20 protein-coding genes are annotated in these 26,508 nt (G+C 66.5%); 5 read left to right on the top strand and 15 right to left on the bottom strand.

From position 1 onward, the window contains the following. On the bottom strand, positions 1 to 2,340 hold a 2,340-nt coding region (locus C5O79_RS16535; protein WP_131931478.1), incomplete at its 3' end, for a glycosyltransferase. Between the two features lie 89 nt (positions 2,341 to 2,429). Here C5O79_RS16535 and C5O79_RS16530 point away from each other — a divergent pair. Next, on the top strand, positions 2,430 to 3,482 hold the full coding sequence (locus C5O79_RS16530; protein WP_122477367.1) for an RNA-guided endonuclease TnpB family protein: 1,053 nt from the start codon (positions 2,430 to 2,432) through the stop codon (positions 3,480 to 3,482). A 13-nt stretch (positions 3,483 to 3,495) separates the two neighbouring features. Here C5O79_RS16530 and C5O79_RS16525 read toward each other — a convergent pair whose 3' ends face one another. Then, positions 3,496 to 4,962, bottom strand: coding sequence for an oligosaccharide flippase family protein (locus tag C5O79_RS16525; protein WP_122475344.1), 1,467 nt, complete (start codon positions 4,960 to 4,962; stop codon positions 3,496 to 3,498). A 26-nt stretch (positions 4,963 to 4,988) separates the two neighbouring features. Then, entirely contained in the window at positions 4,989 to 7,181 is a 2,193-nt protein-coding gene (locus C5O79_RS16520; protein WP_163009050.1) for a hypothetical protein, read from the bottom strand. A gap of 499 nt (positions 7,182 to 7,680) precedes the next feature. Between C5O79_RS16520 and C5O79_RS16515 the strand changes: the two genes are divergently transcribed. From C5O79_RS16515 to C5O79_RS16505, 3 genes are read left to right on the top strand one after another with little or no spacing between them, the layout of a single operon-like run. Then, complete coding sequence (locus tag C5O79_RS16515) at positions 7,681 to 8,745, top strand: acyltransferase (protein ID WP_039358339.1); 1,065 nt, start codon at positions 7,681 to 7,683, stop codon at positions 8,743 to 8,745. A gap of 35 nt (positions 8,746 to 8,780) precedes the next feature. Then, entirely contained in the window at positions 8,781 to 9,827 is a 1,047-nt protein-coding gene (gene gmd, locus C5O79_RS16510) for a GDP-mannose 4,6-dehydratase (protein ID WP_047850264.1), read from the top strand. Beyond that, on the top strand, positions 9,814 to 10,776 hold the full coding sequence (locus C5O79_RS16505; RefSeq protein ID WP_122475339.1) for an NAD-dependent epimerase/dehydratase family protein: 963 nt from the start codon (positions 9,814 to 9,816) through the stop codon (positions 10,774 to 10,776). The genes gmd and C5O79_RS16505 overlap by 14 nt, the downstream gene beginning before the upstream one ends. 96 nt (positions 10,777 to 10,872) lie before the next feature. Here the strand turns inward: C5O79_RS16505 and C5O79_RS16500 are convergent, their stop codons facing one another. The 12 genes from C5O79_RS16500 to C5O79_RS16445 form a co-directional block, all read right to left on the bottom strand. Next, complete coding sequence (locus C5O79_RS16500; protein WP_039358331.1) at positions 10,873 to 12,063, bottom strand: O-succinylhomoserine sulfhydrylase; 1,191 nt, start codon at positions 12,061 to 12,063, stop codon at positions 10,873 to 10,875. Between the two features lie 245 nt (positions 12,064 to 12,308). After that, on the bottom strand, positions 12,309 to 13,841 hold the full coding sequence (gene purF / locus C5O79_RS16495) for an amidophosphoribosyltransferase (RefSeq protein ID WP_021158732.1): 1,533 nt from the start codon (positions 13,839 to 13,841) through the stop codon (positions 12,309 to 12,311). A gap of 51 nt (positions 13,842 to 13,892) precedes the next feature. Further along, positions 13,893 to 14,387: a CvpA family protein gene (locus C5O79_RS16490; protein WP_039358324.1), complete on the bottom strand. Its 495-nt coding sequence runs from the start codon at positions 14,385 to 14,387 to the stop codon at positions 13,893 to 13,895. Between the two features lie 6 nt (positions 14,388 to 14,393). Next, a complete protein-coding gene (locus C5O79_RS16485) occupies positions 14,394 to 15,239 on the bottom strand; it encodes an SPOR domain-containing protein (RefSeq protein ID WP_122475336.1) in 846 nt (281 codons plus the stop codon). 29 nt (positions 15,240 to 15,268) lie between these two features. Beyond that, positions 15,269 to 16,579 (bottom strand): bifunctional tetrahydrofolate synthase/dihydrofolate synthase, encoded by a 1,311-nt coding sequence (gene folC, locus C5O79_RS16480; RefSeq protein WP_039358319.1) that lies wholly within the window; start codon positions 16,577 to 16,579, stop codon positions 15,269 to 15,271. A 100-nt stretch (positions 16,580 to 16,679) separates the two neighbouring features. Further along, a complete protein-coding gene (accD, locus tag C5O79_RS16475; protein WP_039358317.1) occupies positions 16,680 to 17,552 on the bottom strand; it encodes an acetyl-CoA carboxylase, carboxyltransferase subunit beta in 873 nt (290 codons plus the stop codon). A gap of 64 nt (positions 17,553 to 17,616) precedes the next feature. Next, positions 17,617 to 18,432, bottom strand: coding sequence for a tryptophan synthase subunit alpha (trpA, locus tag C5O79_RS16470; protein ID WP_122475334.1), 816 nt, complete (start codon positions 18,430 to 18,432; stop codon positions 17,617 to 17,619). A gap of 89 nt (positions 18,433 to 18,521) precedes the next feature. After that, positions 18,522 to 19,373 (bottom strand): site-specific DNA-methyltransferase, encoded by an 852-nt coding sequence (locus C5O79_RS16465; protein WP_039358312.1) that lies wholly within the window; start codon positions 19,371 to 19,373, stop codon positions 18,522 to 18,524. A 9-nt stretch (positions 19,374 to 19,382) separates the two neighbouring features. Beyond that, on the bottom strand, positions 19,383 to 20,576 hold the full coding sequence (gene trpB / locus C5O79_RS16460; protein ID WP_046549894.1) for a tryptophan synthase subunit beta: 1,194 nt from the start codon (positions 20,574 to 20,576) through the stop codon (positions 19,383 to 19,385). 55 nt (positions 20,577 to 20,631) lie between these two features. Continuing rightward, entirely contained in the window at positions 20,632 to 21,333 is a 702-nt protein-coding gene (locus C5O79_RS16455) for a phosphoribosylanthranilate isomerase (protein ID WP_046549895.1), read from the bottom strand. Continuing rightward, entirely contained in the window at positions 21,330 to 22,142 is an 813-nt protein-coding gene (gene truA / locus C5O79_RS16450; RefSeq protein WP_039358302.1) for a tRNA pseudouridine(38-40) synthase TruA, read from the bottom strand. The genes C5O79_RS16455 and truA overlap by 4 nt, the downstream gene beginning before the upstream one ends. Then, positions 22,142 to 24,340, bottom strand: a complete 2,199-nt coding sequence (locus C5O79_RS16445; protein WP_122475331.1) for a FimV/HubP family polar landmark protein — start codon at positions 24,338 to 24,340, stop codon at positions 22,142 to 22,144. The genes truA and C5O79_RS16445 overlap by 1 nt, the downstream gene beginning before the upstream one ends. A gap of 849 nt (positions 24,341 to 25,189) precedes the next feature. Between C5O79_RS16445 and flgE the strand changes: the two genes are divergently transcribed. Continuing rightward, positions 25,190 to 26,434: a flagellar hook protein FlgE gene (gene flgE, locus C5O79_RS16440; RefSeq protein WP_046549897.1), complete on the top strand. Its 1,245-nt coding sequence runs from the start codon at positions 25,190 to 25,192 to the stop codon at positions 26,432 to 26,434. The last annotated feature ends 74 nt before the right edge of the window (positions 26,435 to 26,508 follow it).

Below are 26,508 nucleotides of genomic sequence, written 5' to 3'. Positions count from 1 at the left end.
GCGCTGGCCGTCGCGCTTCAGCGTATCCAGCGCGTCGGCCAGCGCGGCCGCATCGCCCGGCGCGCAGAGCAGCCCGTTGTCGCCGTCCTCGATGATCTCGACGACACCGCCCGCGCGGGCCGCGACGACCGGCCGGCGCGCGAGCATCCCCTCGACGATCACGCGCCCGAACGGCTCCGGCGTGATCGACGTATGCGCGACGACGTCGACCGCCGTCATGCAGGCCGCCACGTCGCGCTGGAACCCGAGGAAGTGCACGCGCTCGTCCATCCCGTGCCGCGCGACGTATTCGTGCAGCTGCGCCGCATATTCGTCCTCGCCGAACAGCGGCGCACCGACCAGCACCACGTGCATGTCGGGATGCCGCACGGCGGCTTCCAGCAGCACGTGCTGCCCCTTCCAGCGCGCGAGCCGGCTGAACGAACCGACGAGCCACGCGTTTTCGGGCAACCCGAGGCGCGTGCGCAGCGCGGCCTGGCTGACGCCTTCCAGCGCATCGAACGGTTCGGCCGAAATGCCGTTGAACACGACGTCGACGTGCTGCGGCGTGAATCCCGTCAGCGTGCGGAACGCCTGCGCGGATGCATCGGAATTCGCGATCACGCGCGTGACGCCGAGCCGCGAGCAATACTTGATCGCCAGCAACTGCTTGCTGCCGAAATGGTCGGTACTGACGATGTCGCGCAGGTGCCAGACCACCGGCTTGCGCGCGAGCCGCCCGGCCAGCGCGGCGACCACCATCGCGCGCTGCGTGTTCGCGTAGATCACTTCGGCACGGCGTGCGCGGCGCGCGACATCGCGCACCAGCCGCACGAGCTGCTTCACCGCGCCGAGCGACACGCCGCCCTGCTTGCGCACGCCCGCGAGCGCGCCCTGGTCGACCACGTCGACGCGCGCGCCGATCTCGTCGAGCGCCGCGCGGAACGGGCCGTCGTCGAACAGCAGCACGTCGGCGTTCGCGCGCATGTGCTTCATGATCTCGAGCAGCGACAGCTCGGCGCCGCCGAGCACGCCGCTCTGGTCGAGCACGAGCGTTGCCGGGCCGCGCGCGGCCGGCATCGGCGCGATGGCCGCACCGCGCTGCGCGGTCGAGCCGGGCAACGCGGCTTCCACATAGTCGAGAAAGCGCCGCCGGAACGTATCGGCGGAAAACCGCTCCGCATTCGTGCGGCAGGCAGTCGGCGTGAAGCGCTGCGGCGCACGCTCGAAATCGTCGACCGCCGCGACGATCGCGTGCGGCGTCTGTTCGTCGAAAAAGAGCCCGGTCGGATTCAGGTCCGATTGCGGGTCGAGCACGGTTTCGAGCGCGCCGCCCTTGCCGTACGCAATCACCGGCGTGCCGCACGCCTGCGCCTCGACCACCGAGATCCCGAAATCCTCCTCGGCCGCGAACACGAACGCCTTCGCGCGCCGCATCCGGTCGTGCAGCACCGCGAACGGCTGGTAGCCCATGATCTCGACGTTCGGGCCGGCCTTCGCGCGGATCTTCTGCATCTCGGGGCCGTCGCCGATCACGACGAGCTTGCGCTCGGGCGTCCGCGAGAACGCATCGACGATCAGGTCGATCTTCTTGTACGGCACCATCCGCGACGCGGTCAGGTAGAAATCCTCCTTCTCCGCATTCAGCGAAAACGCATCGACGTCGACCGGCGGGAAGATCACCGCCGCATCGCGGTGGTAGACCTTCTTGATACGCCGGGCGATGAACGCGGAGTTCGCGACGAAACCGTCCACCGCGTTCGCGGTGCGCGTGTCCCAGTTGCGGATGTAATGCAGGATCATCCGCGCGAGCAACGATTTCGGCCCGTGCGTGAGGTTCGACTGTTCCAGGTACTGGTGCTGCAGATCCCACGCATAGCGGATCGGCGAATGCACGTAGCTGATGTGCACCTGGTCCGGCCCCGTCAGCACGCCCTTCGCGACCGCGTGGCTGCTCGAGATCACCAGGTCGTACTCCGACACGTCGAGCTGCTCGATCGCGAGCGGCATCAGCGGCAGGTAGCTGCGGTACTTGGTGCGCGCGAACGGCAGCTTCTGGATGAACGACGTGGTCACCGGCTTGCCGCGCACGAACGCGCGATCGTCGAGGAAGTCGACGAGGCTGAACAGGTCCGCGTCGGGAAAGCACGCGACGATCTGCTCGAGCACGCGTTCGGCGCCCGCATAGGTGACGAGCCAGTCGTGGACGATCGCCACGCGCAGCGCCCGCGATGCATGGCGCGCGCCGGCACGTTCGGCCGGCACGGACCGGCGCAGCGCGGCGGCGTCGCCCGCTTCGGCCACGGCCGCATCGGCGGTGGCGAGATTCAATACGGCGTGTTCCGCCAGATCGCGATTCATCAGTCGCTCCAAGAAACGGTGCCATTGACGGCGGGGAGGACAGGTGTGTCCTTGACAGCCAGCTTGGTCTGCAGGCTAGGATGGCCGGCATGATCCTTGTCTATCGCTACCGGGTTAAGTCGCTCAACGGACTGCTTAACAAGCAAAGCCGTGCGGTGAACTACGTCTGGAACTTCTGCAACGACACGCAAAAGCACGCGCTCAAGTGGCGCAAGAAGTGGCCGACGGGTTTCGACCTGAACGTGTTGACGACCGGTAGCAGCAAGGAACTCGGCATCCACTCGGGCACCGTCAACGCAACGTGCGAGCAATACGCGAAGTCGCGCAGCCAACACCGTCGGCCTTACCTGCGTTATCGCGGCAAGAAATCGCTGGGCTGGGTGCCGCTGAAGGGCCGTGACCTGAAGCGTGAGGGTGACGCGTTCCGTTTCGCTGGCAACACGTTTCGCGTGTTCAACAGCCGGGCGCTTCCCGAAGGCAAGATCAAGGACGGGACCAACTTTGCGCAGGATGCGCGCGGCAACTGGTTTCTCAACATCGTGGTCGACATGCCCGATGTTCAGGCTCGCCCGATCCGGTCCGGCGTCGGTATCGATCTCGGACTGAAAGACTTCGTCACACTTTCGACCGGCGAGAAGCTGCCTAACGATCGGTTCGGTCGACGCGCGGCCGAGAAGCTCGCGAAAGCGCAACGGGCGCGAAAACACAAACGGCATATCGCGAAGCTGCACGCCAAGGTCGCGAATGCCCGTGCCGATTTCCAGAACAAGCTCGCGCTCGATCTGGTGCGGCGTTTCGATTACATCGCGGTCGGCAACGTGTCGGCTGCCAAGCTCGCCAGAACCAGGATGGCGAACAGCGTCTACGACGCGTCCTGGTCGTCCTTCCGAAACAAGCTCCGCGACAAGGCGATCGCGCACGGAGCCATGTTCGAGGAAGTCGACGAAAGCGGTTCTACCCAGTCCTGTTCGGCGTGCGGATCGAAAGACAGCACGACGCGGCCGAAAGGTATCGCGGGACTGCGAATAAGAGAGTGGGCCTGTAGTGACTGTGGTGTCTTGCATGATCGTGATACCAACGCTGCTTTGAACATTCTCCGATGCGGACGTGCATCGCCAGGTGTGGGAATCTCCCGCCGTTAGTCGGGGGAGGACGTCAAGCGGTTTTCCTCGCATTGAGACGGACAAACAGGTCGCGCACGAGCGCACGCAGCCCCGGCGTCATCGTGAGCGACCACGCGACGTTCAGCACCAGCACGATCGCGCACATGCCGATCGACTCGCCGAGCCCCGGCCACGTCTGCGCCAGAAACAGGCTCGCGAGCAGGAAGGCCAGGTGCGCGAGCATGTCGAGCACGATCGCGCGCATCCGGATCGCCGACAGGTACAGCAGCACGCCGTAGTCGACGAGCGCGCGCGCCGCGACGACCACCGCCGCGCCGATCAGCCCGAAGTGATGAATGCCGAACCACAGGCCGCCGACGAAGAACGGCATCTCGACGAGCCCGGCGAACGCCGCGCGGGCCGGGTTGACCTGCGACTGGATCAGGATTCGCGTGACGCTCGCCTGGCCGACGAGCCACACGCTGATCACCAGCACGCGGCCGACCGGCGCCGAATGCGCGGCGAGATCCGCGCCGACCCACAGCGTGAGAAACGGCGCGAGCGCGAAGATCGCGACGATGCCGACCGGCGTGAACACGCCGTTCAGGAATTCGAGCGACTGGCGCGCGAGCGTATCCGCATGGTCGCGGCCCACGGCCGACAGGCGCGGGAACAGCGTGCGCACGAGCGCGTTCGGCAGCATGTTCAGGCGCGTGACGAGGTTCTGCGGCACCGTGTAGTACGTGACGAACTTCGCGCCCATCCCGGCGCCGAGCATCACGCGGTCGAGCGTGTCGGCGATCATGCTCGTCGTGCTCGCGATCAGCATCCAGCCGCCGAAGTTGAACAGCCCTTTCGCGGTGCCCCACTGCGGCGGATCGATACGCCGGATCCCGAGCACCTTGATGCTGGCGTGGCCGAGCATCACCGCCGCGACCAGCCGTGCGACGACCGCCGCGGCGAGCACCGTCTGCAGGTTCGGCGCGATCCACCACGCGGCGCCGAGCGGCAGCAGCTGGAACAGGAACGTGCCGATCGTCTGGTTCGTGTTGAACACGCCGAACCGTTCGGCGCCATTGATCGCGCCGGCGAATACCCACGACACGTTCGCCAGCGGAATCGCGAGCGCGAGCCACGGCAGCGCGAGATACACCTCGTGCTGCATCGCCGCCGACACCTTCGTGAAGTACGCGGTGTAGACGAACGCGCCGAAATAGATCAGCAGCCCGCCGACGATGCCGGTGCCGAGATTCAGCCAGAACGCGCTCCAGAACACTCGCGCGCTCTCGTCGGCGTTGCCGCTCGCGAGCGCCTTCGAGATATGGTTCTGCGCGGCCATGCTCATCCCGAGATCGAGGATCCCGAAATAGCCGATCAGCGTCCACACGAGGCTGACGACGCCGTAGCGTTCGACGCCGAGCGCGTGGATATAGGCGGGCACCGTCACCAGCGACACGAAGGTCGGCAGGATCAGCCCGATGAAGTTGATCGAAACGTTCTTGAGTATGCCTTTGTCCATGCTTCTGCCTTGTGTGACGTCGCGCGTCACGGTTTCCAGCGATACATCAGCACCTTGCCGCGTGCGTCTTCCTCGACGAACACGAGGTACTCGCCGTTCTCGCGCCGGAACGCGCTGATGCCGAACGGCACGTCGACCCAGCCGGATGCCTTGCCGACCTCGGCGCCCGGGCTCATCACGCCGACTTCCTTGCCGGTTTCCTTGTCGTACACGTGGATCTTGCCGACCGGCTCCACCCCGAACAGGTAACGGCCCTCGGCCGTGAGCCCGATCAGGTCGAAGATCGGCTTCGCGTCGAGCTGCCACGGCAGCGCGACCTGATAGCGCACGACCGGCGAGCCCGTCGACCACTTGTCGAAGCGGATCAGCACGCGCCCCACTTCCTTGTTGATGCCCGGCTGCGGCGGTGCGTCGGCCGTGTAGCCGGTCACGTACAGCGTGTCGGTCTGCGGCTCGTAGATCGCGCGGCGCAGCTGCGTGAACGGCTGCGGCATCGGATAGGTCGTGACCTTGTCGTACGAGTAGATCGGGTTGCCGGCCTTGTCGACGCCGCCGTACTGGAAGCGGTGGATCCCGCGCACGTCGCTGGTGCGCCAGATGTCGCCCTTCGTGTCGACCCACCAGCCCCAGCCGCCCGCCCTCGCCTTGGCCGTCGTGTTGATCTCGGCCTCGTCGGCATCGATCCGGCCGTTGCCGTTCGCGTCGCGCCACAGCCAGTCGCCGCCCGGCGGCTTGTTCGGCACCTTGTCGACCGGTCGCGCACGCCCCGCGATCAGGCCGGACGGAATCGCGACCTCGCCGTCGCGCTTCGCGTCGAAGCGGTAGATCTTCAGGTGATCGGCGTACATGTCGGTCAGGTACAGGAACGTGCGGCCGTCGAGGCGCCGTGCGAACGGCATGCCGGGATACTGGTCCGTGTGGAACACGGGATCGTCCGGATACTTGAAGCGGTTCGACAGGAAGCCGACGTATTTCCAGTCCTGGCCCGGCGGCTTCGACAGGTCGAGCTCGAAGCGCTTGTTGCCCGTGTACACGCTGTTCGGCCGCGCCGGGTCGAGCCACGCGCCATCGACGAACAGGAGCCCCTGCACCTGCCAGCGCTGCTTGCCGTCCGGCGTGTAGCTTTCCAGCACCGCGCCGAGCCCTGCACCGATGGTGTCGTGTCGCGGCCCGATGCCGTTCATCGACACATAGATGTTGCCCGCACGGTCGACGCCGACGCCCGTCAGCCCGTTGAAACGCTGCGGCCCCGGCCGGCCCGGCACCGGGCCCGCGAAGATGCCGCCGCGCTCGCCGAGCGTGCCCGACTGCGCATAGCCCTTGCCGCCTTTCGAGAAGATCAGGATCTGCTGGCGCGGCCCGTTGTCCGCGACGAGCACGCGCCCTTTCGCGTCGACGGCCACGTCCACCGCGTCGGTGCCTTCCGGCAGCGCGGGCGCGTCGTCGAGCTTGCGGCCGTCCGCACGCACGTGCACGAGGTGCGCGGGCCCGTTGAGCGTATCCGTGAGCAGCCACAGCGTGCCGTCGCCCGCGAGCGCGATGCGGCCCGGCTCGTGCGCGCTCCACGTGCCCTTCTGCTGCATCGTCTCCGCGTCGTACACGTCCACCGCGTCGCGCGACGGATTCGTCGCGAACAGCGTCTTGTCGTCGGCCGCGAGGCCGCCGACTTCCGCTTTCTGCTCGCCCACTTCCGAGCGCGCGGGCGCCGCCACCTCGTTCATCACCATGAAGCTCGCGGCCATCCGCGCGCGGCCGGTGTCCGCGCGGCCGCCCGGCGCGACCTGCGGCGCCGCGCGGAACGGCGCGGGCTGCTTCAGGTCGCCGATCGTGCGACGCGAGATGCCGAACCACTGCTTGCCCTTGTCCGGCCAGATGCCGGGCGACTGCAGGTGGCCGCGCTCGTTGCCGACACCGATCGCGACGTATGCGTACTTGCTGTTCACGGCGATCGCGCTGCCGCCGAGGTTGCCCCAGCCGTGCGTGCCGCCGGCGAAGCCGAGCATCTTCCCGTCCTGGTAGACGCTGGCTTCGGCCCCGCTCTCGTCCCACGGCGCATTCGTATACACCTTGCCTTCAGGCGTCACCGCGATCGCGCGGATGTCGATCTGCGTCCAGCTGCCATCGCCATAGCCGAACGTATTGCCGATCCACGACGTCGTCGCGGGCAACACAGTTTCGGCCGGTGCGGCGCTCGTCAGCAGCATCGCGCATACCGTCATGCCTACCAGAATCAGACGTCGCAATACGCTTCTCCAGACTTGATGCAACAGCGACCGGGCCGCCGCAAGAACTGCCGCCAGCGCACCCTGTCGCCAAATGGGTTTCAAACGTCGCGATGCAGGTTACAAGCAAAAATAATCACAAGAAATTTGGAAATATTTGGGGATGTTTCCGCCTGAAATATCGAACCGGAACAGAGGCGAAAAGGCGCCCGAAAGCGGCAATAACGACCGCCTTTCGTTTTCCATCCCGTAGAAAATGCCGCCCTCCACCGCCTGACGGGGCCGTCCGGGCGCCGACCTTTCATCCCGCGACAGAAGTAATCGCCATTTGAATGTTTGTCGTCAGATAAATGACGCGCGTTTTTTTGCCGATTTCTTTTCCCTAGAATCGATTTCGATTCGATATTTCATTTAATGGCATGCATTACGTTCACGTTTACGCATCGGATGTGCGACACGCGCCGGCTCACGCCGCGCGTCGCGAAGGAGCGGCGCGATGACGGGCATCTCGCGACCTGCGGATCTCACCCCACCGCAACACGGCCGCATCGTGCAGCTCGACGGGCTGCGCGCGATCGCGGTGGGCGCCGTGTTCCTGCAGCACGCGCTGAAGGCGCCGCTCTGGATGGGCGTCGACCTGTTCTTCGTGCTGAGCGGGCTGCTGATCACCGGCATCCTGCTCGATCGCAAGGCACGCGGGCAGTCGTACTTCAGCCACTTCTACGCGCGCCGCGTGCGGCGCATCCTGCCGCCGTACGTGCTCCTGCTGGTGGTGTCGACGATCCTGTTCGGCGCGGGCTGGCTGCCGCACTGGCCGTGGTTCGCGTTCTTCTCGACCAACATCGGGCTGTCGCTCGGCAGCATCGGCCATGACAGCCTGAACGTGCTGTGGTCGCTCGCGGTCGAGGAGCAGTTCTATATCTTCTGGCCGTTCGTCGTGCTGTGGTGCTCGGAGCGCGCGCTGCTGTGGGTCGCCGCCGCGCTGATCGTCGCGGCCCCCGTGCTGCGCGCGATCGCGACGCCGTGGTTCGACTCGTTCTGGCCGATCTACTACCTGACGCCGTTCCGAATGGACCTGCTCGCCGCCGGCGCGCTGCTCGCGATCGTGCTGCGCCGCGACCGGCGCGCGCTCGAGCCGTTCTATCCGCTCGCGATCGTCGGCGCGCTCGTATCGCTCGCGATCCTCGGCTGGCTGCACCTGTCGTTCCCGCGCTTTCGCGCCGCCAACACGCCGCTGTCGAATGCGGCGCTCTACAGCATCTCGCTGCTGCTGTGCACGTCGATCGTCGTGATCGCCCTGCGCGGCCGCGGCCTCGTGCAGCGCGTGCTGACGAACCCGATGCTCGTCTACGTCGGCACCGTCAGCTACACCGTGTACCTGATTCACCTCAGCGTGCTGTACGCGCTGTGGCCGCTGCACCTGAACCGCTTCGTCACGGCCGCGCTGGCGCTCGCGATCACGCTCGCGTACGCGACCCTGAGCTGGTACGGCTTCGAACGGCGCCTGACGCGCGGCCCCGCACGCCGCGCGCTGCCGGCCGCGGCCGGCACGACCGCCTGAATTCCATCCTCCATCGTTTCTACCAGGACAACGTCATGAGCCAAACTCGCAAGAAGGCCATCATCACCGGGATCTCGGGGCAAGACGGCGCCTACCTGACCAAGCTGCTGCTCGACAAGGGCTACGAGGTCACCGGCACCTACCGCCGCACCAGCTCGGTGAATTTCTGGCGCATCGCCGAGCTCGGCGTCGACACGCACCCGAACCTCACGCTCGTCGAGCACGACCTGACCGACGCCGGCTCGAGCCTGCGCCTGCTCGAACGCACGCAGCCCGACGAGCTGTACAACCTCGCCGCGCAGAGCTTCGTCGGCGTGTCGTTCGACCAGCCGGCGACGACCGCCGAAGTGACGGGCCTGGGTCCGCTGAACCTGCTCGAGGCGATCCGCGTCGTGAGCCCGAAGACCCGCTTCTACCAGGCATCGACTTCCGAGATGTTCGGCAAGGTGCAGTCGATTCCGCAGACGGAAGCGACCTCGTTCTATCCGCGCAGCCCGTACGGTGTCGCAAAGCTTTACGCGCACTGGATGACGGTGAACTACCGCGAGTCTTACGGCCTGTTCGGCAGCAGCGGCATCCTGTTCAACCACGAATCGCCGCTGCGCGGCCGCGAGTTCGTCACGCGCAAGATCACCGACACCATCGCGAAGATCAAGCTCGGCAAGGCGACCCGCCTCGAGCTCGGCAACCTCGACGCGAAGCGCGACTGGGGCTTCGCGCTCGAGTACGTCGAAGGCATGTGGCGCATGCTGCAGGCCGACGAACCCGATACCTTTGTCCTGGCGACCAACCGCACCGAGACCGTACGCGACTTCGTGCGGATGGCGTTCGCGGCGGCCGGCTATCAGATCGAATGGACCGGCAAGGGTGAACAGGAACGCGGCCTCGACACGTCGACCGGCAACGTGCTCGTGGAAGTGAATCCGAAGTTCTACCGCCCTGCCGAGGTCGACCTGCTGATCGGTTGCGCGGACAAGGCCAAAGCCAAACTCGGCTGGGAACCGAAGACGACGCTCGAACAACTTTGCCAGATGATGGTCGAAGCGGATTTGACGCGGAATCAACACCATGACACGTTCTGAAGCCGGACGCCCGTCGCGCCGCGCATTCGTCACGGGCCTGACGGGCTTCACCGGCCGCTACATGGCCGAACGCCTGCAGGCGGCCGGCTATGAGGTCTGGGGCACGGTCGCGCCCGGTTCGCCGCCGTCCGACGATCCGGTATTCGCGAACTGCACGCTGCTGCCCGTCGACCTGCTCGATGCGGATGCGATGCGCGCGGCGGCGGCCGACGCGCGGCCCGACGCAGTCGTGCATCTCGCCGCCCGCGCGCACGTCGCGCAGGACGAGCCGTCGCAGACTTACGCGGTCAACATCGTCGGCACGCGCAACCTGCTGGCCGCGCTCGCGGGCCTCGACCACCGCCCGTCGGCCGTGCTGCTCGCCAGCAGCGCGAACATCTACGGCAATTCGACGGCCGGCGTGCTCGACGAAACCGTTGCCCCGGCCCCGACGAACGACTACGCGGTCAGCAAGCTCGCGATGGAATACGCGGCGAAGCTGTGGGCCGACCGTTTGCCGATCGTGATCGCGCGGCCGTTCAACTACACGGGCGTCGGCCAGTGCGATGCATACCTGCTGCCGAAGCTCGTCGCACACTACGCGCGCAGCGCACCGCGCATCTCGCTCGGCAATCTCGACGTGAGCCGCGATTTCTCCGACGTGCGCGACGTGACGGCCGCATACCTGAAGCTGGTCGAGGCCGCGCCGGCCGGCGAGACGTTCAACGTCTGCTCGGAGCGCGCGTATTCGCTGAAAGAAGTGCTGGCGATGCTGTCGCGCATCGCCGGTTACGTGATCGACGTCACGATCGATCCGCGTTTCGTGCGGCACAACGAGGTGAAGAGCCTGAGTGGGTCGCGCGACAAGCTGCGGCGCGCGGTGGGCGAGCTGCCCGTCACGCCGCTCGACGAAACGCTGCGATGGATGGTCGACGCGATGCGCGACACGCCGCACGGGCACGCCGGCTGATGCCGGCGCGCGCGTTCATCGCCAGCCTGAAAAGAAAAACGGGCCGCTCTGTCGAGCGGCCCGTCGTCATGTCGACCTTGAAAACGGCCGCCGCGCTCAGCCTTCGAGGCCGCGTGCGAGATCCTTGCGCAGGTCGCCCGCGTCTTCGAGGCCGACCGACAACCGGATCAGCCCTTCGCTGATCCCTGCTGCCGCGCGCGCTTCGGGCGTGATGCGGGCGTGCGTGGTCGTCGCCGGATGGGTAATGGTCGACCGCGTGTCGCCGAGGTTGCCGGTGATCGAGATCAGCTTCGTGTTGTCGATCACGCGCCATGCATTCGCGCGCTGCTGCTCAGGCGTATCGCCCTTCAGCTCGAACGACAGGATCGAACCGCCCGCCTTCTGCTGACGCTTCGCGAGTTCGTGCTGCGGGTGCGATTCGAGGCCCGGGTGAAACACGCGCGCGACGGCCGGATGCGAATCGAGCCAGCGCGCGATCTCCAGCGCGTTTGCCGACTGCTTCTCGACGCGCAGCGACAGCGTCTCCATCCCCTTCAGCAGCACCCACGCGTTGAACGCCGACAGCGTCGGGCCCGCGCTGCGCACGAACGGGAACACCTTGCCCATGATGAATTCCTTCGAGCCGACCAGTGCGCCGCCGAGCACGCGGCCCTGGCCGTCGAGGAATTTCGTCGCCGAGTGCATCACGACATCCGCGCCGAGCTTGAGCGGCTGCTGCAGCACCGGACTGCAGAAACAGTTGTCGACGACGAACAGCGCGTTCGATGCCTTCGCGATCTTGCCGATCGCCTCGATGTCGGCGAGTTCGGTCAGCGGATTCGACGGCGTCTCGAGGAAGAACATCTTCGTTTCCGGACGCACGGCTTCCTTCCATGCGTTCAGGTCGGTCGGGTCGACGAAGGTCGTCGTGATGCCGAACTTGCTGAAGATCTGCGAGAACATCCCGAGCGTCGAGCCGAACAGGCTGCGCGAGCTGACGAGGTGGTCGCCGGCTTGCAGCGCGGCCATCACGACCGACATGATCGCGGCCATGCCCGACGCCGTCGCGATGCAGGCTTCGCCGCCCTCGAGCGCCGCGAGACGCTCCTGGAACATGGTGACGGTCGGGTTCGTGAAGCGCGAATAGGTGAAGTAGTCTTCCGAATTCGCGAAGCGCTCGGCCGCATCGGCCGCGCTCTGGAAGCAGAAGCTCGACGTGAGGAACAGCGCTTCCGAGTGCTCGTTGAAGTCGCTGCGCAGCGTACCCGCGCGCACGGCAAGCGTGTCGAAGTTGAGGGAGTCGTCCATGTTCCGTTTTCCGTATTCGATGGCCGCGCGCATGGCGCGAGCCCAGTCAAAACCAGGCCAAAACAAAAAGCCCGCTATGCGTCGGCATCAGCGGGCTTCGGTGCGGTACGACAGCGATCGACTCGGGCCGGTTGCCACCGGCCTTCGCTTTAGCTGTTTTGGGAAGTCGCCCCGCGTCCGCAAGCTGATATCAAATCGACGCAAGGCCACATCCTATCACGCTTCGTCAAAAGCGTGAGCCGGTGTCACTCGACCGACAGCTGCAGATTCATCTGCGAGCGTTCGGTGTCGCCCGCCGTGTCGCGATCGGCCTGCGATGCCGGCGTGAGGCGCGCGCGCTCGATCGCATCGAGATACTCGGGCGTCACGTCACCGGTGATGTAGTTGCCGTCGAAGCACGACGCCTCGAAGCGCTCGAGCTTCGGGTTGATGTCGCGCACCGCGCGGCGCAGATCGTCGACGTCCTGATAGATCAGGTGGTCGGCGCCGATGATCTTCGCGACGTCTTCGTCGGTGCGGCCATGCGCGACCAGCTCGCCGCGCGTCGGCATGTCGATGCCGTACACGTTCGGGAACTTCACGGGCGGCGCAGCCGATGCAAAGATCACCGACTTCGCGCCCGCATCGCGCGCCATCTGCACGATTTCATGCGAGGTCGTGCCGCGCACGATCGAATCGTCGACGATCAGCACGTTCTTGTCCTTGAACTCGATGCTCATCGCATTGAGCTTCTGGCGCACCGACTTCTTGCGCACGGCCTGGCCCGGCATGATGAAGGTACGGCCGACGTAGCGGTTCTTGAAGAAGCCTTCGCGATACTCGACGCCGAGCTTCGCAGCGACCTGCATCGCGGCCGGGCGCGACGAATCGGGAATCGGCATCACGACGTCGATCGGCACGTTCGGCAGCTCGCGCTTGATCTTCTCGGCGAGATAGTCGCCCATGCGCAGGCGCACGTTGTAGACCGGCACGCCATCGAGGCACGAATCCGGACGCGCGAGGTATACGTATTCGAACATGCACGGATTCAGCGTCGGGTTCTCCGCGCACTGCTGGCTGTGGAAATTGCCGGCCTTGTCGATGAAGATCGCTTCGCCCGGCTCCAGGTCACGCACGAATTCGAAACCGATGCCTTCGACCGCCACCGACTCCGACGCGACCATCCATTCGGTGCCATGCTCGGTCTCGAGCTTGCCGATGCACAGCGGGCGAATGCCGAACGGATCGCGGAACGCGAGCAGGCCGTAGCCGGCGATCAGCGACACGATCGCGTACGAGCCCTGCAGGCGGCGATGCACGCCCGAGACAGCCTTGAACACCGAGGCCGGATCGAGCTCGAGGCCCGTGGTCGACAGTTGCAGCTCGTGTGCGAACACGTTGAGCAGCACTTCGCTGTCGGAATTGGTGTTGATGTGCCGGCGGTCGATCCGGAACATCTCGTCCTTCAGTTGCTGCCAGTTCGTCAGGTTGCCGTTGTGCGCGAGGATGATCCCGAACGGCGCGTTCACGTAGAACGGCTGCGCCTCGGCTTCGCTCGACGCCGAGCCGGCGGTCGGGTAGCGCACCTGGCCGATGCCGTAGGTGCCGGGCAGGCTGCGCATGTTGCGCGTGCGGAACACGTCGCGCACCATGCCGTTCGCCTTGTACATGTGGAAATTGCTGCCGTCCGCCGTCGCGATGCCCGCCGCGTCCTGACCGCGATGCTGCAGCAGCAACAGGCTGTCATAGATCAGCTGGTTGACGGGGGATTGGGAGATAACGCCTACGATGCCGCACATGGCATGTCCTTCAGAATGACAAAATCGGTTCCGTCCTGCCCGGCCGCGTCGTCACACGCGTACGTACTGGGCCATGCCGTCGGGCAGGAGCTGCTTCAGCTCGTGCACGCCCTGTTCGGCAAAAGGACGCAATAGCGCATTGCGCCAGAAATCCTGTTTGGGCAGTTCGGTCAGCCCGGCCGCCGCGACCAGCAGCACCACCAGCACGCAGCCGCGGACGAGCCCGAACATCATGCCCAGCGAGCGGTCGACGCCGCCCAGGCCACTCGCCTGCGCGATCCGCGACAGCAACGCATTCGCCACGCCGGCGACCAGCACCACGCCGATCACGACCAACGCGAAAGCGATCACCCACTGCGTCAGCGCACCGCCCGGCCAGTTCGCCGGGATATACGGCACGACCAGTCCGACGTAGCGGCCCGCGATCACGATCGCCGCGATCCAGCCGATCAGCCCGAAAATCTCGGACACGAAGCCGCGCCACGCGCCACGCAGCGCAGACAACGCGATCACCGCCAATACAGCGTAGTCGAAAGCCGTCAGCATCGTGCGTTACTGCGTCAGACCGGCTTCGCGCACCTTCGCGATCGCGGCGGAAGCCGCCGCACGATCCGCGAACGGGCCCGCACGCAACAGTGTAGCCGTGCTGCCGTCTGCCTGCTTGCGATGCTCGACATATGCGGGCACGCCCGCCGATTTCAACTTGGTGGCCCACGAACGGGCTGTCGCGTCGTCCTTGAACGACCCGAGCTGCACCGCGAAACGCGCACCGGCCGGCGACGACGGCGACGAAGCATCGCTGGTGTCCGGGCTGGCGGCGTCGGTATTCGCGACGGCTGCGGGCGCAGGCTTCGGCGCAGCCGGCTTCGCCACGGGGGCTGCCGGTTTCGGCGCGGGCTTCGGCGGCGTCACGCCTGCCGTGGTCGTGGTATCGGGCTTCGCGGCCGGCTTGTCGGCCTCCTTCGGCGCGGGTGCGGGTGCCGGTGCAGCCGCAACGGCCGCATCGGATGCCGGCGGTTCGTCGTGCGCGACGCCTGCCTGTACGTCGGAGGCGTCATCGTCACGCGATGCGACCGCCTGGTGCGCGGGCCGGTTCGGAATGTCGATTGCGATGTCGTCCGTGACCGGCTTCGGGTGCGAGTCGAGCGCCATCGGCAGCACGATCACGGCGGCGACGACGAGCGCGATCGCGCCGACGAGGCGACGGCGCGCGCGTTGCTTTTCTGGAAGGGTCGGATCGAGGAGCAGTGCGTCCGATTCCGGACGCTCGGTGCGGCGCGAGCGTCGCTCGACGCGTTCAGTGGTGCGCTCCGTGCGCACGTTCCGGGAGGTCCCGGTGCGACCGCCGCGCCGCGGGGGCGCGTCGTCGTCTTTCTTGCCGAACGAGAAAATTCCCATGAATGGCTGAGTCCGAAACTGCCCGTCAGTCAGTGTTGCTGCGATTTACGGTAGGCCAGCACGCCGGCAACCGTATGGAAACTGCCGAAAACCACGATTCTATCATTCTCGGATGCTCTTTTTAGTGCATCGCGAAACGCTTCGGCAGGCGACGTGTAACGCGTGACGCTCGAATCGGGCCCCTCCTCCACGCCGGCCTTGCGCAGCGCGGCTTCGAGCTGCTCCGCGGAGGCCGCGCGCGGCAGCGGCAGGTCGGTCACGCACCAGTGGTCGATCTCGCCTTTCAGGTGCTGCAGCACGCCGTCGATGTCCTTGTCGTGCATCGCGCCGAACACGGCGTACGTGTACGGGAAGAAGCCCATGTTGCCGAGGTTCTGCTCGAGCACGGCCGACGCATGCGGGTTGTGCGCGACGTCGAGCACGATCGCCGGCTTGCCGGGCAGCACCTGGAAGCGCCCCGGCAGCTCGACGTTCGCGAGGCCGAGCCGGATGTCCTGCGCGGACACCGGCAGCACCGGGCGCAGCGCCTCGAGCGCGGCGAGCGCGGCCGATGCATTGATCAGCTGATTCGCCCCGCGCAACGCCGGATACGCAAGCGCCGGATAGCGCTTCTCGCGGCCGAGGTAGCTCCACTGCTGGCGCTCCGCGCCTGCCTGCGCCTCGTAACGGAAATCGCGGCCGACCAGCCACAGGTCGGCGCCGATCGCTTCGGCATGGTCGATCAGCGTTTGCGGCGCGGCCGGATCGCCGCAGATCGCCGGCTTGCCCGAGCGGAAGATCCCGGCCTTCTCGAACGCGATCTTCTCGCGCGTGTCGCCGAGATATTCGGTGTGGTCGATGTCGATGCTCGTGACGATCGCGCAATCGGTATCGATGATGTTCACCGCATCCAGCCGGCCGCCGAGGCCGACTTCGAGGATCACCGCGTCGAGCCCGCGCGACGCGAACAGGTGCAGGATCGCGAGCGTCGTGAATTCGAAGTACGTGAGCGACACCGGCTCGGCCAACGACGTGCGCGCGGCTTCGACGGCCTCGAAGTGCGGCAGCAGCTCGTCATCGGTGACGTTCTGCCCGTTCACACGCGCGCGCTCGTTGAATTCGAGCAGGTGCGGCGACGTGTGGCAGCCGACCTTGTAGCCGGCGCGCACGAGGATCGTCTCGAGGAACGCGCAGGTCGAGCCCTTGCCGTTCGTGCCGCCGACGGTGATGACGGGGCACGCGAATTCGAGCTGCAGCGCCGCCTTGACCTGCCCGATGCGGGTCAGGCCCATGTCGATGCCGACCGGGTGCGCGCGTTCGAGATGCGAAAGCCACGCGTCGAGAGTGGGAAAAGTGCTCATCGGTTCAAATCTGGATCGGTGCCGCCACTACGCCAAAAAACGAAGCGCGCCGCCTGACGCTGAAGCCAGGCGACGCGCAGTGTTCACAACCTCGCGCCCGTCAGGCCAGCGCGTCGGCCGGTTGCCGCTGCAGCAGCGCGAGCAGCTGTGCGATCTCGTCGCGCATCTTGCGACGGTCGACGATCATGTCGATCGCACCCGTCTTCAGCAGGAATTCGGCGCGCTGGAAGCCTTCCGGCAGCTTCTCGCGAACCGTCTGCTCGATCACGCGCGGGCCGGCGAAGCCGATCAGCGCCTTCGGTTCGGCGATCACGACGTCACCGAGGAAGGCGAAGCTCGCCGACACGCCACCCATCGTCGGGTCGGTCAGCACCGAGATGAACGGCAGCTTCGCTTCGGCCAGCTTGGTCAGCATCGCGGTGGTTTTCGCCATCTGCATCAGCGACAGCAGGCTTTCCTGCATCCGCGCACCGCCCGAAGCGGTGAAACAGATGAACGGCACCTGCTGTTCCAGCGCGTTCTGCGCGCCGCGTACGAAGCGCTCGCCCACCACCGAGCCCATCGAGCCGCCCATGAACGAGAACTCGAAGCAGGCCGCGACCACCGGCAGCGTGTGGATCGCACCGCCCATCACGACCATCGCGTCGGTTTCGCCCGTATCGTCCATCGCTTCCTTCAGACGATCGGGGTACTTGCGGCTGTCCTTGAACTTCAGCGTGTCGACCGGCACGATTTCCTGGCCGATCTCGTAGCGGCCTTCCGGATCGAGCAGCCCGTCGAGGCGCTCGCGCGCACCGATGCGCATGTGGTGATCGCACTTCGGGCACACGTGCAGGTTCGCGTCCACGTCGTTGCGGTACAGCACGGCCTCGCAGGACGGGCACTTGACCCACAGGCCTTCCGGAATGCCCTTGCGGCTTTTCGGGTCGGTCTGCTTGATCTTCGGCGGCAACAGTTTGTCGAGCCAGCTCATCGTATGGTTTCCTGTTCCGTGGCGGGGCGGGCCAACCGGCCCGTTCCCGCTTCCTGTGTTGTGTTTATCGCGCCGTCTTGCCCACGCCGTCCAGGGCGGCACGCAGCTCGGCGATGAAAGTCTTCAGCGCGGCCGCGGCACCTTCCGGCGCAGCGGTTTCGAGCAGCTGCACGAGGCGGCTGCCGATCACGACGGCGTCCGACACCTCGGCCACCGCACGCGCCGTTTCGGCGTCGCGGATACCGAAGCCGACGCCGACCGGAACCGGCACGCGCGACTTGATGGCCGGGATTTTACCCGCAATGCTCGAAACATCCAGATTTCCTGCGCCGGTCACGCCCTTGAGCGACACGTAATACACGTAGCCGCTCGCGATCTTGCCGACGTCGGCGATGCGTTCGTCGGTCGACGTGGGCGCGAGCAGGAAGATCGGATCGATCTGCGCGGCGCGCATTTTCTCGGCGAACACGCCCGCTTCTTCCGGCGGATAGTCGACGACGAGCACGCCGTCGACCCCGGCCGCCTGTGCATCGGCCGCGAACGTGTCGACGCCCATCCGCTCGATCGGGTTCGCATAGCCCATCAGCACGACGGGGGTTTTGGGGTCGGTTTCGCGAAAGCGCTTCACGTCGGCGAGCACGCTCTTGAGCGTGACGCCGCGTGCGAGCGCGCGTTCCGACGAGCGCTGGATCACGGGGCCGTCGGCCATCGGGTCCGAGAACGGCACGCCGAGTTCGATCACGTCCGCGCCGCCTTCGGCGAGCGCGTGCATGAATTCGACGGTCTTGGCCGGATCGGGGTCGCCGGCCGTGATGAACGGGATCAGGCCCTTACGGCCTTGTTCGGCGAGCGCGGCGAAGGTCTGCTGAATACGGGACATGGCAATTTTTCCTGTGTCGATCGGAGTGAGTGCTTCAGCGCTTGCTCCGATTCCATACAAAGTAGCATTCGGCGATGCAGCGGCGCGATTCACGCGCACGCCGGCGCAGCGAGCGCGTTCACGCGCTCGTGCGCGATCGCACAATAGCTTTCGTTGATCTCGTAGCCGACGAAGTCGCGCCCCTGCCGTGCGCAGGCCACCGCGGTCGTGCCGCTGCCCATGAACGGATCGAGCACGCGGCCGCCCGGCGGGCAGCTTGCGAGCACCATCCGCTCGATGATCTCCAGCGGCTTCTGGGTCGGATGATCGACGCGCTCCGCGTGCTGCCGGTGCAGGCGCGAGACCGACCAGACGTCCTTCGGGTTGTAGCCCATCTCCAGCCACTTGCTGCCCTCGAACAGCTTGCGCGAGCGGGCCTTCTTCGTGTCGGCGTCGTACGGGATGCGGACCGGATCGAGATCGAAGTAATACGACTTGGAAACCGCGAAAAAGCCGATGTTGTCGTGCACCGACGTGAAACGGCGCGTCGTGCCGCCCATGCTCGGCACGCGCCGGTCCCAGATGATCTCGTTGACCATCGTGAGTTGCGTCTTCAGGAAACTGAAGATTTCCGGCGCGTACTGCCACGTGCAGAAGATGTACATCGACCCGCTCGGCTTCAGCTTCGGAATCGCGAGCTCGAGCCACCCGCGCGTCCACGCGAGAAAGTCGTCGCCCGAACGCTTGTCCGAATCGTTGCCGTAGTCCTTGCCGAGCCCGTACGGCGGATCGGCGACGATCAGGTCGATCGACGCGTCCGGCAGGTGCGCGGCATGGGTCAGGAAATCGCGGTTATGCAGTTCGATACCGGACGGCAGCGCGCGCGGCTCGGCAGCGGCGGGCTGAACCGCCCCCGCCTCGCTCGCGGCGCCGCCGCCCGGTTCTTCGATCAGGTCACGCATCGGTCGGGGTCAGAGCTCGATGCCCGATCGCTCGGCGACCGTGTGCATGTCCTTGTCGCCGCGGCCCGACAGGTTGACGAGCAGGATCTTGTCCTTCGGCAACGTCGGCGCGAGCTTCACGCCATACGCGATCGCGTGGCTCGACTCGAGCGCGGGAATGATCCCCTCGATCCGGCAACAGTCGTGGAACGCCTTCAGCGCTTCCTCGTCGGTGATGCCGACGTACTGTGCACGGCCGCTGTCCTTCAGCCATGCGTGCTCGGGGCCGACGCCCGGATAGTCGAGGCCCGCCGACACCGAGTGCGTCTCGATGATCTGGCCGTTGTCGTCCTGCAGCAGGTAGGTCCGGTTGCCGTGCAGCACGCCCGGGCTGCCGGCGATCAGCGACGCCGCGTGATGGCCCGTGTCGATGCCGTCGCCGGCTGCTTCGACGCCGATCAGCTGCACCGAGGTGTCGTCGATGTACGGATAGAAGATGCCCATCGCGTTCGAACCGCCGCCCACGCAGGCGATCACGGCGTCAGGCTGCCGGCCTGCGAGCTCGGGCATCTGCACCTTGCACTCGTCGCCGATCACGCGCTGGAAGTCGCGCACCATCATCGGGTACGGGTGCGGGCCCGCGACCGTGCCGATGATGTAGAACGTGTTCTCGATGTTCGTGACCCAGTCGCGCATCGCTTCGTTCAGCGCGTCCTTCAGCGTGCGCGAACCCGATTCGACCGGCACGACCGTCGCGCCGAGCAGCTTCATCCGGTAGACGTTCGCGGCCTGGCGGCGCACGTCTTCCGAACCCATGTAGACGACGCATTCCATGCCGAAGCGCGCGCAGATCGTCGCGGTCGCGACGCCGTGCTGGCCGGCGCCCGTCTCGGCGATCACGCGCTTCTTGCCCATGCGCTTCGCGAGCAGCGCCTGGCCGATCACGTTGTTGATCTTGTGCGCGCCGGTGTGGTTCAGGTCTTCGCGCTTCAGGTAGATCTGCGCGCCGCCGAGCGTCTCGCTCCAGCGTTGCGCGTGATAGATCGGCGACGGGCGGCCGACGAAATGCTTCAGCTCGCGCTCGAATTCGGCGACGAAATCGGGATCGTTCTGGAATTTTTCATACGCCGCGCGCAGTTCGTCCAGCGCGTGAATCAGCGTCTCGGCGACGAACGTGCCGCCATACGGACCGAAATGGCCGCGATCATCAGGAAGGTTGTACATGGTGTCTCTCTCGATCGGTCGGCGCGCCCCGCTTTCGGAGCCGCACCGGCTTGCATCACCCGGCGTCCGCTTCGCGCACCGCGCGTACGAACGCCGCCATCCGGGCGTGATCCTTCACGCCCTTCGCGCCCTCCACTTCGATGCCACTCGAGACATCGACAGCAAACGGGCGCAACTGGCGAATCGCATCACCGACGTTTTGCGCGCTCAAGCCACCACTCAAAACGGCCCGATGCGCGAGCTCTGCGGGAATAAGAGACCAATCGAAGACCTTGCCGCTACCACCGTAATCCGGCACCAGGGTGTCGAACAGGAGGCCGCGCGCTTTCGAATAATGAAGACCCGATTCTACCAAATCGGCCGATTGCGTCGAGGGGCCGACGCGCACCGCGCGCAGCCACGGCAGGCGCGCCGCGCGGCCGAGCGCATCGCACTGCTCGGGCGTCTCGTCGCCATGGAACTGCAGCAGCGTGAGCGGCACGTCGCGCACGACGGCCCCGATCTCGGCTTCGGTCGCGTTCACGAACAGCCCGACCACCGACACGAACGGCGGCGCGAGGCGTGCAAGCTCCGCCGCCTGCGCGATCGACACCGCGCGCGGGCTCTTCGGATAGAACACAAGGCCGATCGCATCGGCGCCGAGCGCCGCCGCGTGCAGCACGTCCTCGGGACGCGACAGCCCGCACAGCTTGATGCGGGTGCGCGGCGGCAGGCCGGCTGCGGCGGGATTCGGGAGAGACACGGCGTGATCCGTCATGATTGCGGGTCCAGATCGGCCCAGACGCTGCTCCACGGCACACTGCCGAGCTGCGCGGGCGGGACGGCGAATTCCGCCGGGTAGCCGACGTGGGCGAGGTACAGCCCGTCGGCCATGAACGTGGGCGCCGCAAGCTTGCGGTCGCGCCCGGCCAGCACGTCAGCGAGCCAGTCGGCCGGATAACGGCCGCGACCGACCGCGACGAGGCAGCCCATCAGGTTGCGCACCATGTGGTGCAGGAACGCGTTGGCGCGGAACCGGAAATGGATGAAATGGCCCACGCGCCGCACGTCGATCTGGTACAGGTGTTTGACCGGCGTCTTCGACTGGCATTCCGACGACCGGAACGACGAGAAGTCATGCTCGCCGATCAGGTGCGCGGCGGCGGCGCGCATCGCGTCGTCGTCGAGCGGCGTATGGATCCAGCCCGCGCGCCCCGCCAGCATCGGCGAGCGCACGGGATGCACGTACAGCGTGTAGTAATAGGTGCGCTCGAACGCCGAGAAACGCGCGTGGAACGTGTCCGGCATCGGCTTCGCCCATTGCACCGCGACGGTCGGCGGCAGGAACGCATTGGTGCCGCGCACCCACGAGAAAACCTCGCGATCGAGGTCGGTATCGAAGTGCACGACCTGCCCCAGCCCGTGCACGCCCGTGTCGGTCCGCCCGGCCACCGTCGTATGCAGCGGCACGCGCGCGAACTCGGCCAGTGCGTGCTCGAGCCGATCCTGCACGGTCTTGCCGTGCGGCTGCGCCTGCCAGCCGCAGAACGCCGCGCCGTCGTACTGGATGCCGAGCGCGATCCGCATCACGCCTCGTCCGCCAGTTTCGCGAGCAGCGCGCGCGCCTCGTCGCGCGTCGCGGCGTCGTTCGCGTCGACCACCTCCTGCAGCAGCGTCCGCGCACCGGACAGGTCGCCCAGCTCGACATACTCGGACGCGAGGTCGAGCTTGTTGCGCGCGATGCGGGCGAGTTCGTCCGGCGTCAGCGCCGGCAGCGCAGCACCCGGCGCGGACGGCAGGTCGAGATCGAAATCGAGCTTCAGCGCGCCGAACTGCGCGCCGCCGAGCGGCGGCAGCGACGACGCGAACTGGCCGCCCGCCTGGCTCGCCGGCGTCGCTGCGTCCGGATCCCAATCGAACTCGTCGTCCTGGGCGACCGGATGTTCCGGGGCCGGATCGATCGAGCCAATCGGGGGGCGGTGGGCGGTCTGACCGTTAGTTGCGATTTCATTGGTGTCGGACTGCCCTGCTTGCGCAGCCGGCTCGTCCGCCGCCAGCGACTGCTCGTCCGGCGTGCGCGGCGGCAGCGGCATGTCGAGGCTGCTGAGCGCACTGATCGCGTTCTGCATCAGCGCCGCGTGCTGCGCTTCAGTGGCCGCGGGTGCGGCCGACGTCTCCGCCGGCATCGCTACCCGTGGCTCCGCCGACGTCTCGATCGGCGTACCTGACGACGTTTCGGCCGGCTTTTCGGCCTGCGTTTCGGCGTGCGTTTCGGCCGCGACCTTTTCAACCGGCTCGGCATCGTGCGAAACCGGAGCCGTCTCGCTCGCGGGCGGTACTGCGGCGTGTGCGATCGGCAACTCAGGCTGCTCGACATGCGCCGCCGTCACTTCCGGTGTCGGCGATACATCCGTAGCCGGCATCTCGACCGGCTCCGCCGCTGCGGCAGTCGCCGCGGCAAGGTTCAAGTCGGAAGCGGCATCGCGCGCGACCGGCATCTCGGGCCGGATCGGCAGTTCCGGTTCGACGGACGGCGCGGCTTCGGCTTGCGCAGTGGCAGCCGCGACCCCGCCCGCAGCCGTAGCGGTAGCCGCCGTGTCCGTACCCGCATCGTCCGTGCGTCGGCTCTTCCTGCGCTTGCGCCACGCGAAACCTGCCGCGAGGACGATCACGGCCGCACCGGCCACCGCGGCCGGACGCCAGTCCATCTGCTCGTGACTGGGTGCAGGCGCCACCACCGGCGCGGCCGGTTGCGCGGGCGTCGATACCGATGCCGATGCCGGCTGCACTGCGCTGGCAGCAACGCCGGACGCCGCTTCGCCTGTCGTCGACGCAGTTGCGGACGCGCCCGCATCGTTCGCGGCCGGACGCGGCGCGACAGGTGCCGGCGCCGGAGCCGGCGTAACCTCGTTCGTCGTGGCCGGCTTGCCGATCCCGTGCTTCTGCAGTTCCATCAGCACGCGGTTCTTCAGCGCCAGCAGTTGCTGCAGGCTCGACGGCCGCGGCTGCGACGCACCCGTGGCAGGCGTCGCGCCGGCCGGTTCGTACATGCCCGGAACCTGGCTGCCCGACGCAGGCGGGATCCCGGCACCGCTCGCGGACGACGGCACCGACTGGATCGCGCCGCTCCACACATGCGGACCGCTGGCACCGGCAACGGGTGCCGCCGGCTGCATGCTTTCGACAGCCGATGCGCCGTGGGTAGCCGAAGCACCGACCGATGCCGACGCGCCGGCGGCCGTCGCGGCGCTCGCACCGCTGACAGGCGCCGCATGCGCGGGCGGCGCCACCGGCGCGGATTGCACGGTCGACCCCGGATGCGGTGCGGACGCACCATGCTGCGCGACTGCCGTGCCGCCCGATGCGGCGGCGGGAGCGGACGCGGCCACTGCACCGGACGCCGCGGACGCTGCGGATGCAGCGGCCGGCACGACTGCCGCGCCTGTCGCATCGAGCGCCGGCACGGTCAGCGTCGCGCCGACTTTCAGGCGGCTCGCGTCGTGCTTCATGAACGCCTGCGGATTGGCGTCGAACAGCGCGCGACCGGCGCGCGCGAGCACGCCGGGATCGCGTGACTGCGTGGCCGCCTTCGCGATGTCGTTCAGCGACTGGCCCGGCTGGACCGTCACGGTAAGCGGCGCGGCGCCGTCGGCAGCGGACGCCGGCAGTTCGCCGGTGCCGGCCGCCCAGGCCGATGCGGTTGCGCCGAGCGCCAGGATCGCCAGCGCGCCACGCACGGCGCGCGACAGACGGGACTGACGCGGAAACAAGGAAATTCGGGACATCGTTGGCTCTATCGCCGCGCGCGGGCGCGGCTCGGATTCGCGGTTGAAAGCATCAATAAAGTTGCCGCAGAAATGCAAAAGCGTCGCGTTCCACGCGACGCTTTCGGCGGGTCTGTGCGTCGTAACCGCGTAGTTTACTTCACGTGATCAGGTTCGGGCCGAATTCATCGCCGGCGGGTGCAACCGATTGCGTTCGCACGTCGGGGCATCCCGCGATCGGGCCGCGTGGGTGCCCAGCTGCGCACGCTCGGACCTGCGCCCGCGATCGACCGGACGCGCACCTGTCTCGGATGAAAAACCGTCCGGCCGCATCGCCTGCCGAACGCATCCCAGATACCCTTGCTCACTCGACGATGCGGTTCGCACAACCCGGGGTTCGATACAGAACCACGACCGGGATATCAGGTACGTTTGCTCAATAATTCGCGCTGCCCACCGTTAATGGACTAACAAGCGCCAATCAAAATAAATCCATTCGGCCACCACCCCATTCAAATGAATTTCAATTGATCGATAAGAGGTCAATTCTCTCCTCTGATCGTCGAATTGAGTATCCGCTCCGTCAACCCCCCGCCCCACAAGGCTTTCCAGCCTCACCCCCGTTTCATTACTCATACGAAATCAATCATTTCGACAACAATTCAATTAAATTACACAAGATTACACAGATCGAATAATTGCCGTCGTTAGGATCGTCTTCAAACAAGAATCGGCGCAGTTCGACCATCGCGCTCGCACCCGCCGTAAAAGCGGGAACGCGGTCGGGCTGGCTGACGCCGTGAGGTGCCAGGGAGGCATCCCGCAGTCGCACGACTGCATTTACTCACCAGCTCGTTACGGGGATCGAACATGGGCTATCAACAGGGTTTGAGCGGGTTGGCCGGCGCGGCGAACCATCTCGACGTGATCGGCAACAACATCGCGAACGCAAACACGGTTGGCTTCAAGCAGGGCCGCGCGAACTTCGCCGACATGTACGCGAATTCGGTCGCGACGTCGACCAACACGCAGATCGGCATCGGCACGCGGCTCACGTCGGTGCAGCAACAATTCGGCCAGGGGACGATCAACACGACGAAGTCGTCGCTCGACATCGCGATCAACGGCAATGGTTTCTTCCAGATGTCGAACAACGGCGTGACGACGTACTCGCGTGACGGTGTATTCCACCGCGACAAGAGCGGCGCCATCGTCGACGCGCAAAACCGCAACCTGATGGGTTATGCGGCCGGCCCGGGCGGGGCCATCAACACCGCGGCGACCGTGCCGCTGCAAGCGCCGACCACCAACATCGCGCCGCAGGCGACGACGAAGATCACCGGCCAGTTCAACCTGAACTCGCAGGACAAGGTGCCGGCCAAGACACCGTTCAATGCGGGCGACAACACCACGTACAACTACAATTCGTCGATCCAGGTGTACGACACGCTCGGCGGTGCGCAACAGGTCTCGATGTACTTCACGAAGAACGCGGCCGGCACCTGGCAGGCCTATGCGGGCGTGCAGGGCCAGACGCCGACGAATCTCGGCACCGTCACGTTCGACGCATCGGGCCGGATCAGCTCGACGACGTCGGCCGCAACCGGCCAGCCGACGCCGAGCCTCGGCCAGTTCGCGTTCTCGATCCCCAACGCGTCGGGCGGCGCCAATCCGCAGAACCTGACGCTCGACCTGACCGGCACGACGCAGTTCGGCGGAAAAAGCGGCGTGAACAACCTCGCGCAGGACGGCTTCGCGAGCGGCACGCTGACGACGTTCTCGATCGGCGCCGACGGCAAGCTCACCGGCAATTACTCGAACGGCCAGAGCGCGTTGCTCGGCCTGATCGCGCTCGCGAACTTCAACAACCCGAACGGGCTCGTGAACATCGGCGGCAACCAGTATGTGGAGACCGCCGCGTCGGGCGTGCCGCAGATCTCCGCGCCGGGCAGCACGAACCACGGCACGCTGCAGGGGAGCGCACTGGAAAACTCGAACGTCGACCTGACGACCGAGCTCGTGAACCTGATCAAGGCGCAGCGCGATTACCAGGCGAACGCGCAGACGATCAAGACGCAGCAGGCCGTCGACCAGACGCTCCTGAACATGCGCTGACCCGCACATGAAAAACGCGCCGCGCCAGCCTTGATATCGTCAAGGCCGACGCGGCGCGCAATCTCGTGCACCGC

Origin of the sequence: Burkholderia sp. SRS-25, assembly GCF_004343765.1 — a bacterium.
GTDB lineage: Bacteria > Pseudomonadota > Gammaproteobacteria > Burkholderiales > Burkholderiaceae > Burkholderia > Burkholderia contaminans.
The sequence above is the reverse complement of the archived record's forward strand: the minus strand, read 5'-3'. Positions and strand labels throughout refer to the sequence as shown.

Bases quoted from the DNA above. Each gene is read 5' to 3' on its own strand.
- C5O79_RS16530 (WP_122477367.1), top strand. From the start codon at position 2,430: ATGATCCTTGTCTATCGCTACCGGGTTAAGTCGCTCAACGGACTGCTT.
- C5O79_RS16525 (WP_122475344.1), bottom strand. From the start codon at position 4,962: ATGGACAAAGGCATACTCAAGAACGTTTCGATCAACTTCATCGGGCTG.
- C5O79_RS16520 (WP_163009050.1), bottom strand. From the start codon at position 7,181: ATGACGGTATGCGCGATGCTGCTGACGAGCGCCGCACCGGCCGAAACT.
- C5O79_RS16515 (WP_039358339.1), top strand. From the start codon at position 7,681: ATGACGGGCATCTCGCGACCTGCGGATCTCACCCCACCGCAACACGGC.
- gmd (WP_047850264.1), top strand. From the start codon at position 8,781: ATGAGCCAAACTCGCAAGAAGGCCATCATCACCGGGATCTCGGGGCAA.
- C5O79_RS16505 (WP_122475339.1), top strand. From the start codon at position 9,814: ATGACACGTTCTGAAGCCGGACGCCCGTCGCGCCGCGCATTCGTCACG.
- C5O79_RS16500 (WP_039358331.1), bottom strand. From the start codon at position 12,063: ATGGACGACTCCCTCAACTTCGACACGCTTGCCGTGCGCGCGGGTACG.
- purF (WP_021158732.1), bottom strand. From the start codon at position 13,841: ATGTGCGGCATCGTAGGCGTTATCTCCCAATCCCCCGTCAACCAGCTG.
- C5O79_RS16490 (WP_039358324.1), bottom strand. From the start codon at position 14,387: ATGCTGACGGCTTTCGACTACGCTGTATTGGCGGTGATCGCGTTGTCT.
- C5O79_RS16485 (WP_122475336.1), bottom strand. From the start codon at position 15,239: ATGGGAATTTTCTCGTTCGGCAAGAAAGACGACGACGCGCCCCCGCGG.
- folC (WP_039358319.1), bottom strand. From the start codon at position 16,579: ATGAGCACTTTTCCCACTCTCGACGCGTGGCTTTCGCATCTCGAACGC.
- accD (WP_039358317.1), bottom strand. From the start codon at position 17,552: ATGAGCTGGCTCGACAAACTGTTGCCGCCGAAGATCAAGCAGACCGAC.
- trpA (WP_122475334.1), bottom strand. From the start codon at position 18,432: ATGTCCCGTATTCAGCAGACCTTCGCCGCGCTCGCCGAACAAGGCCGT.
- C5O79_RS16465 (WP_039358312.1), bottom strand. From the start codon at position 19,373: ATGCGTGACCTGATCGAAGAACCGGGCGGCGGCGCCGCGAGCGAGGCG.
- trpB (WP_046549894.1), bottom strand. From the start codon at position 20,576: ATGTACAACCTTCCTGATGATCGCGGCCATTTCGGTCCGTATGGCGGC.
- C5O79_RS16455 (WP_046549895.1), bottom strand. From the start codon at position 21,333: ATGACGGATCACGCCGTGTCTCTCCCGAATCCCGCCGCAGCCGGCCTG.
- truA (WP_039358302.1), bottom strand. From the start codon at position 22,142: ATGCGGATCGCGCTCGGCATCCAGTACGACGGCGCGGCGTTCTGCGGC.
- C5O79_RS16445 (WP_122475331.1), bottom strand. From the start codon at position 24,340: ATGTCCCGAATTTCCTTGTTTCCGCGTCAGTCCCGTCTGTCGCGCGCC.
- flgE (WP_046549897.1), top strand. From the start codon at position 25,190: ATGGGCTATCAACAGGGTTTGAGCGGGTTGGCCGGCGCGGCGAACCAT.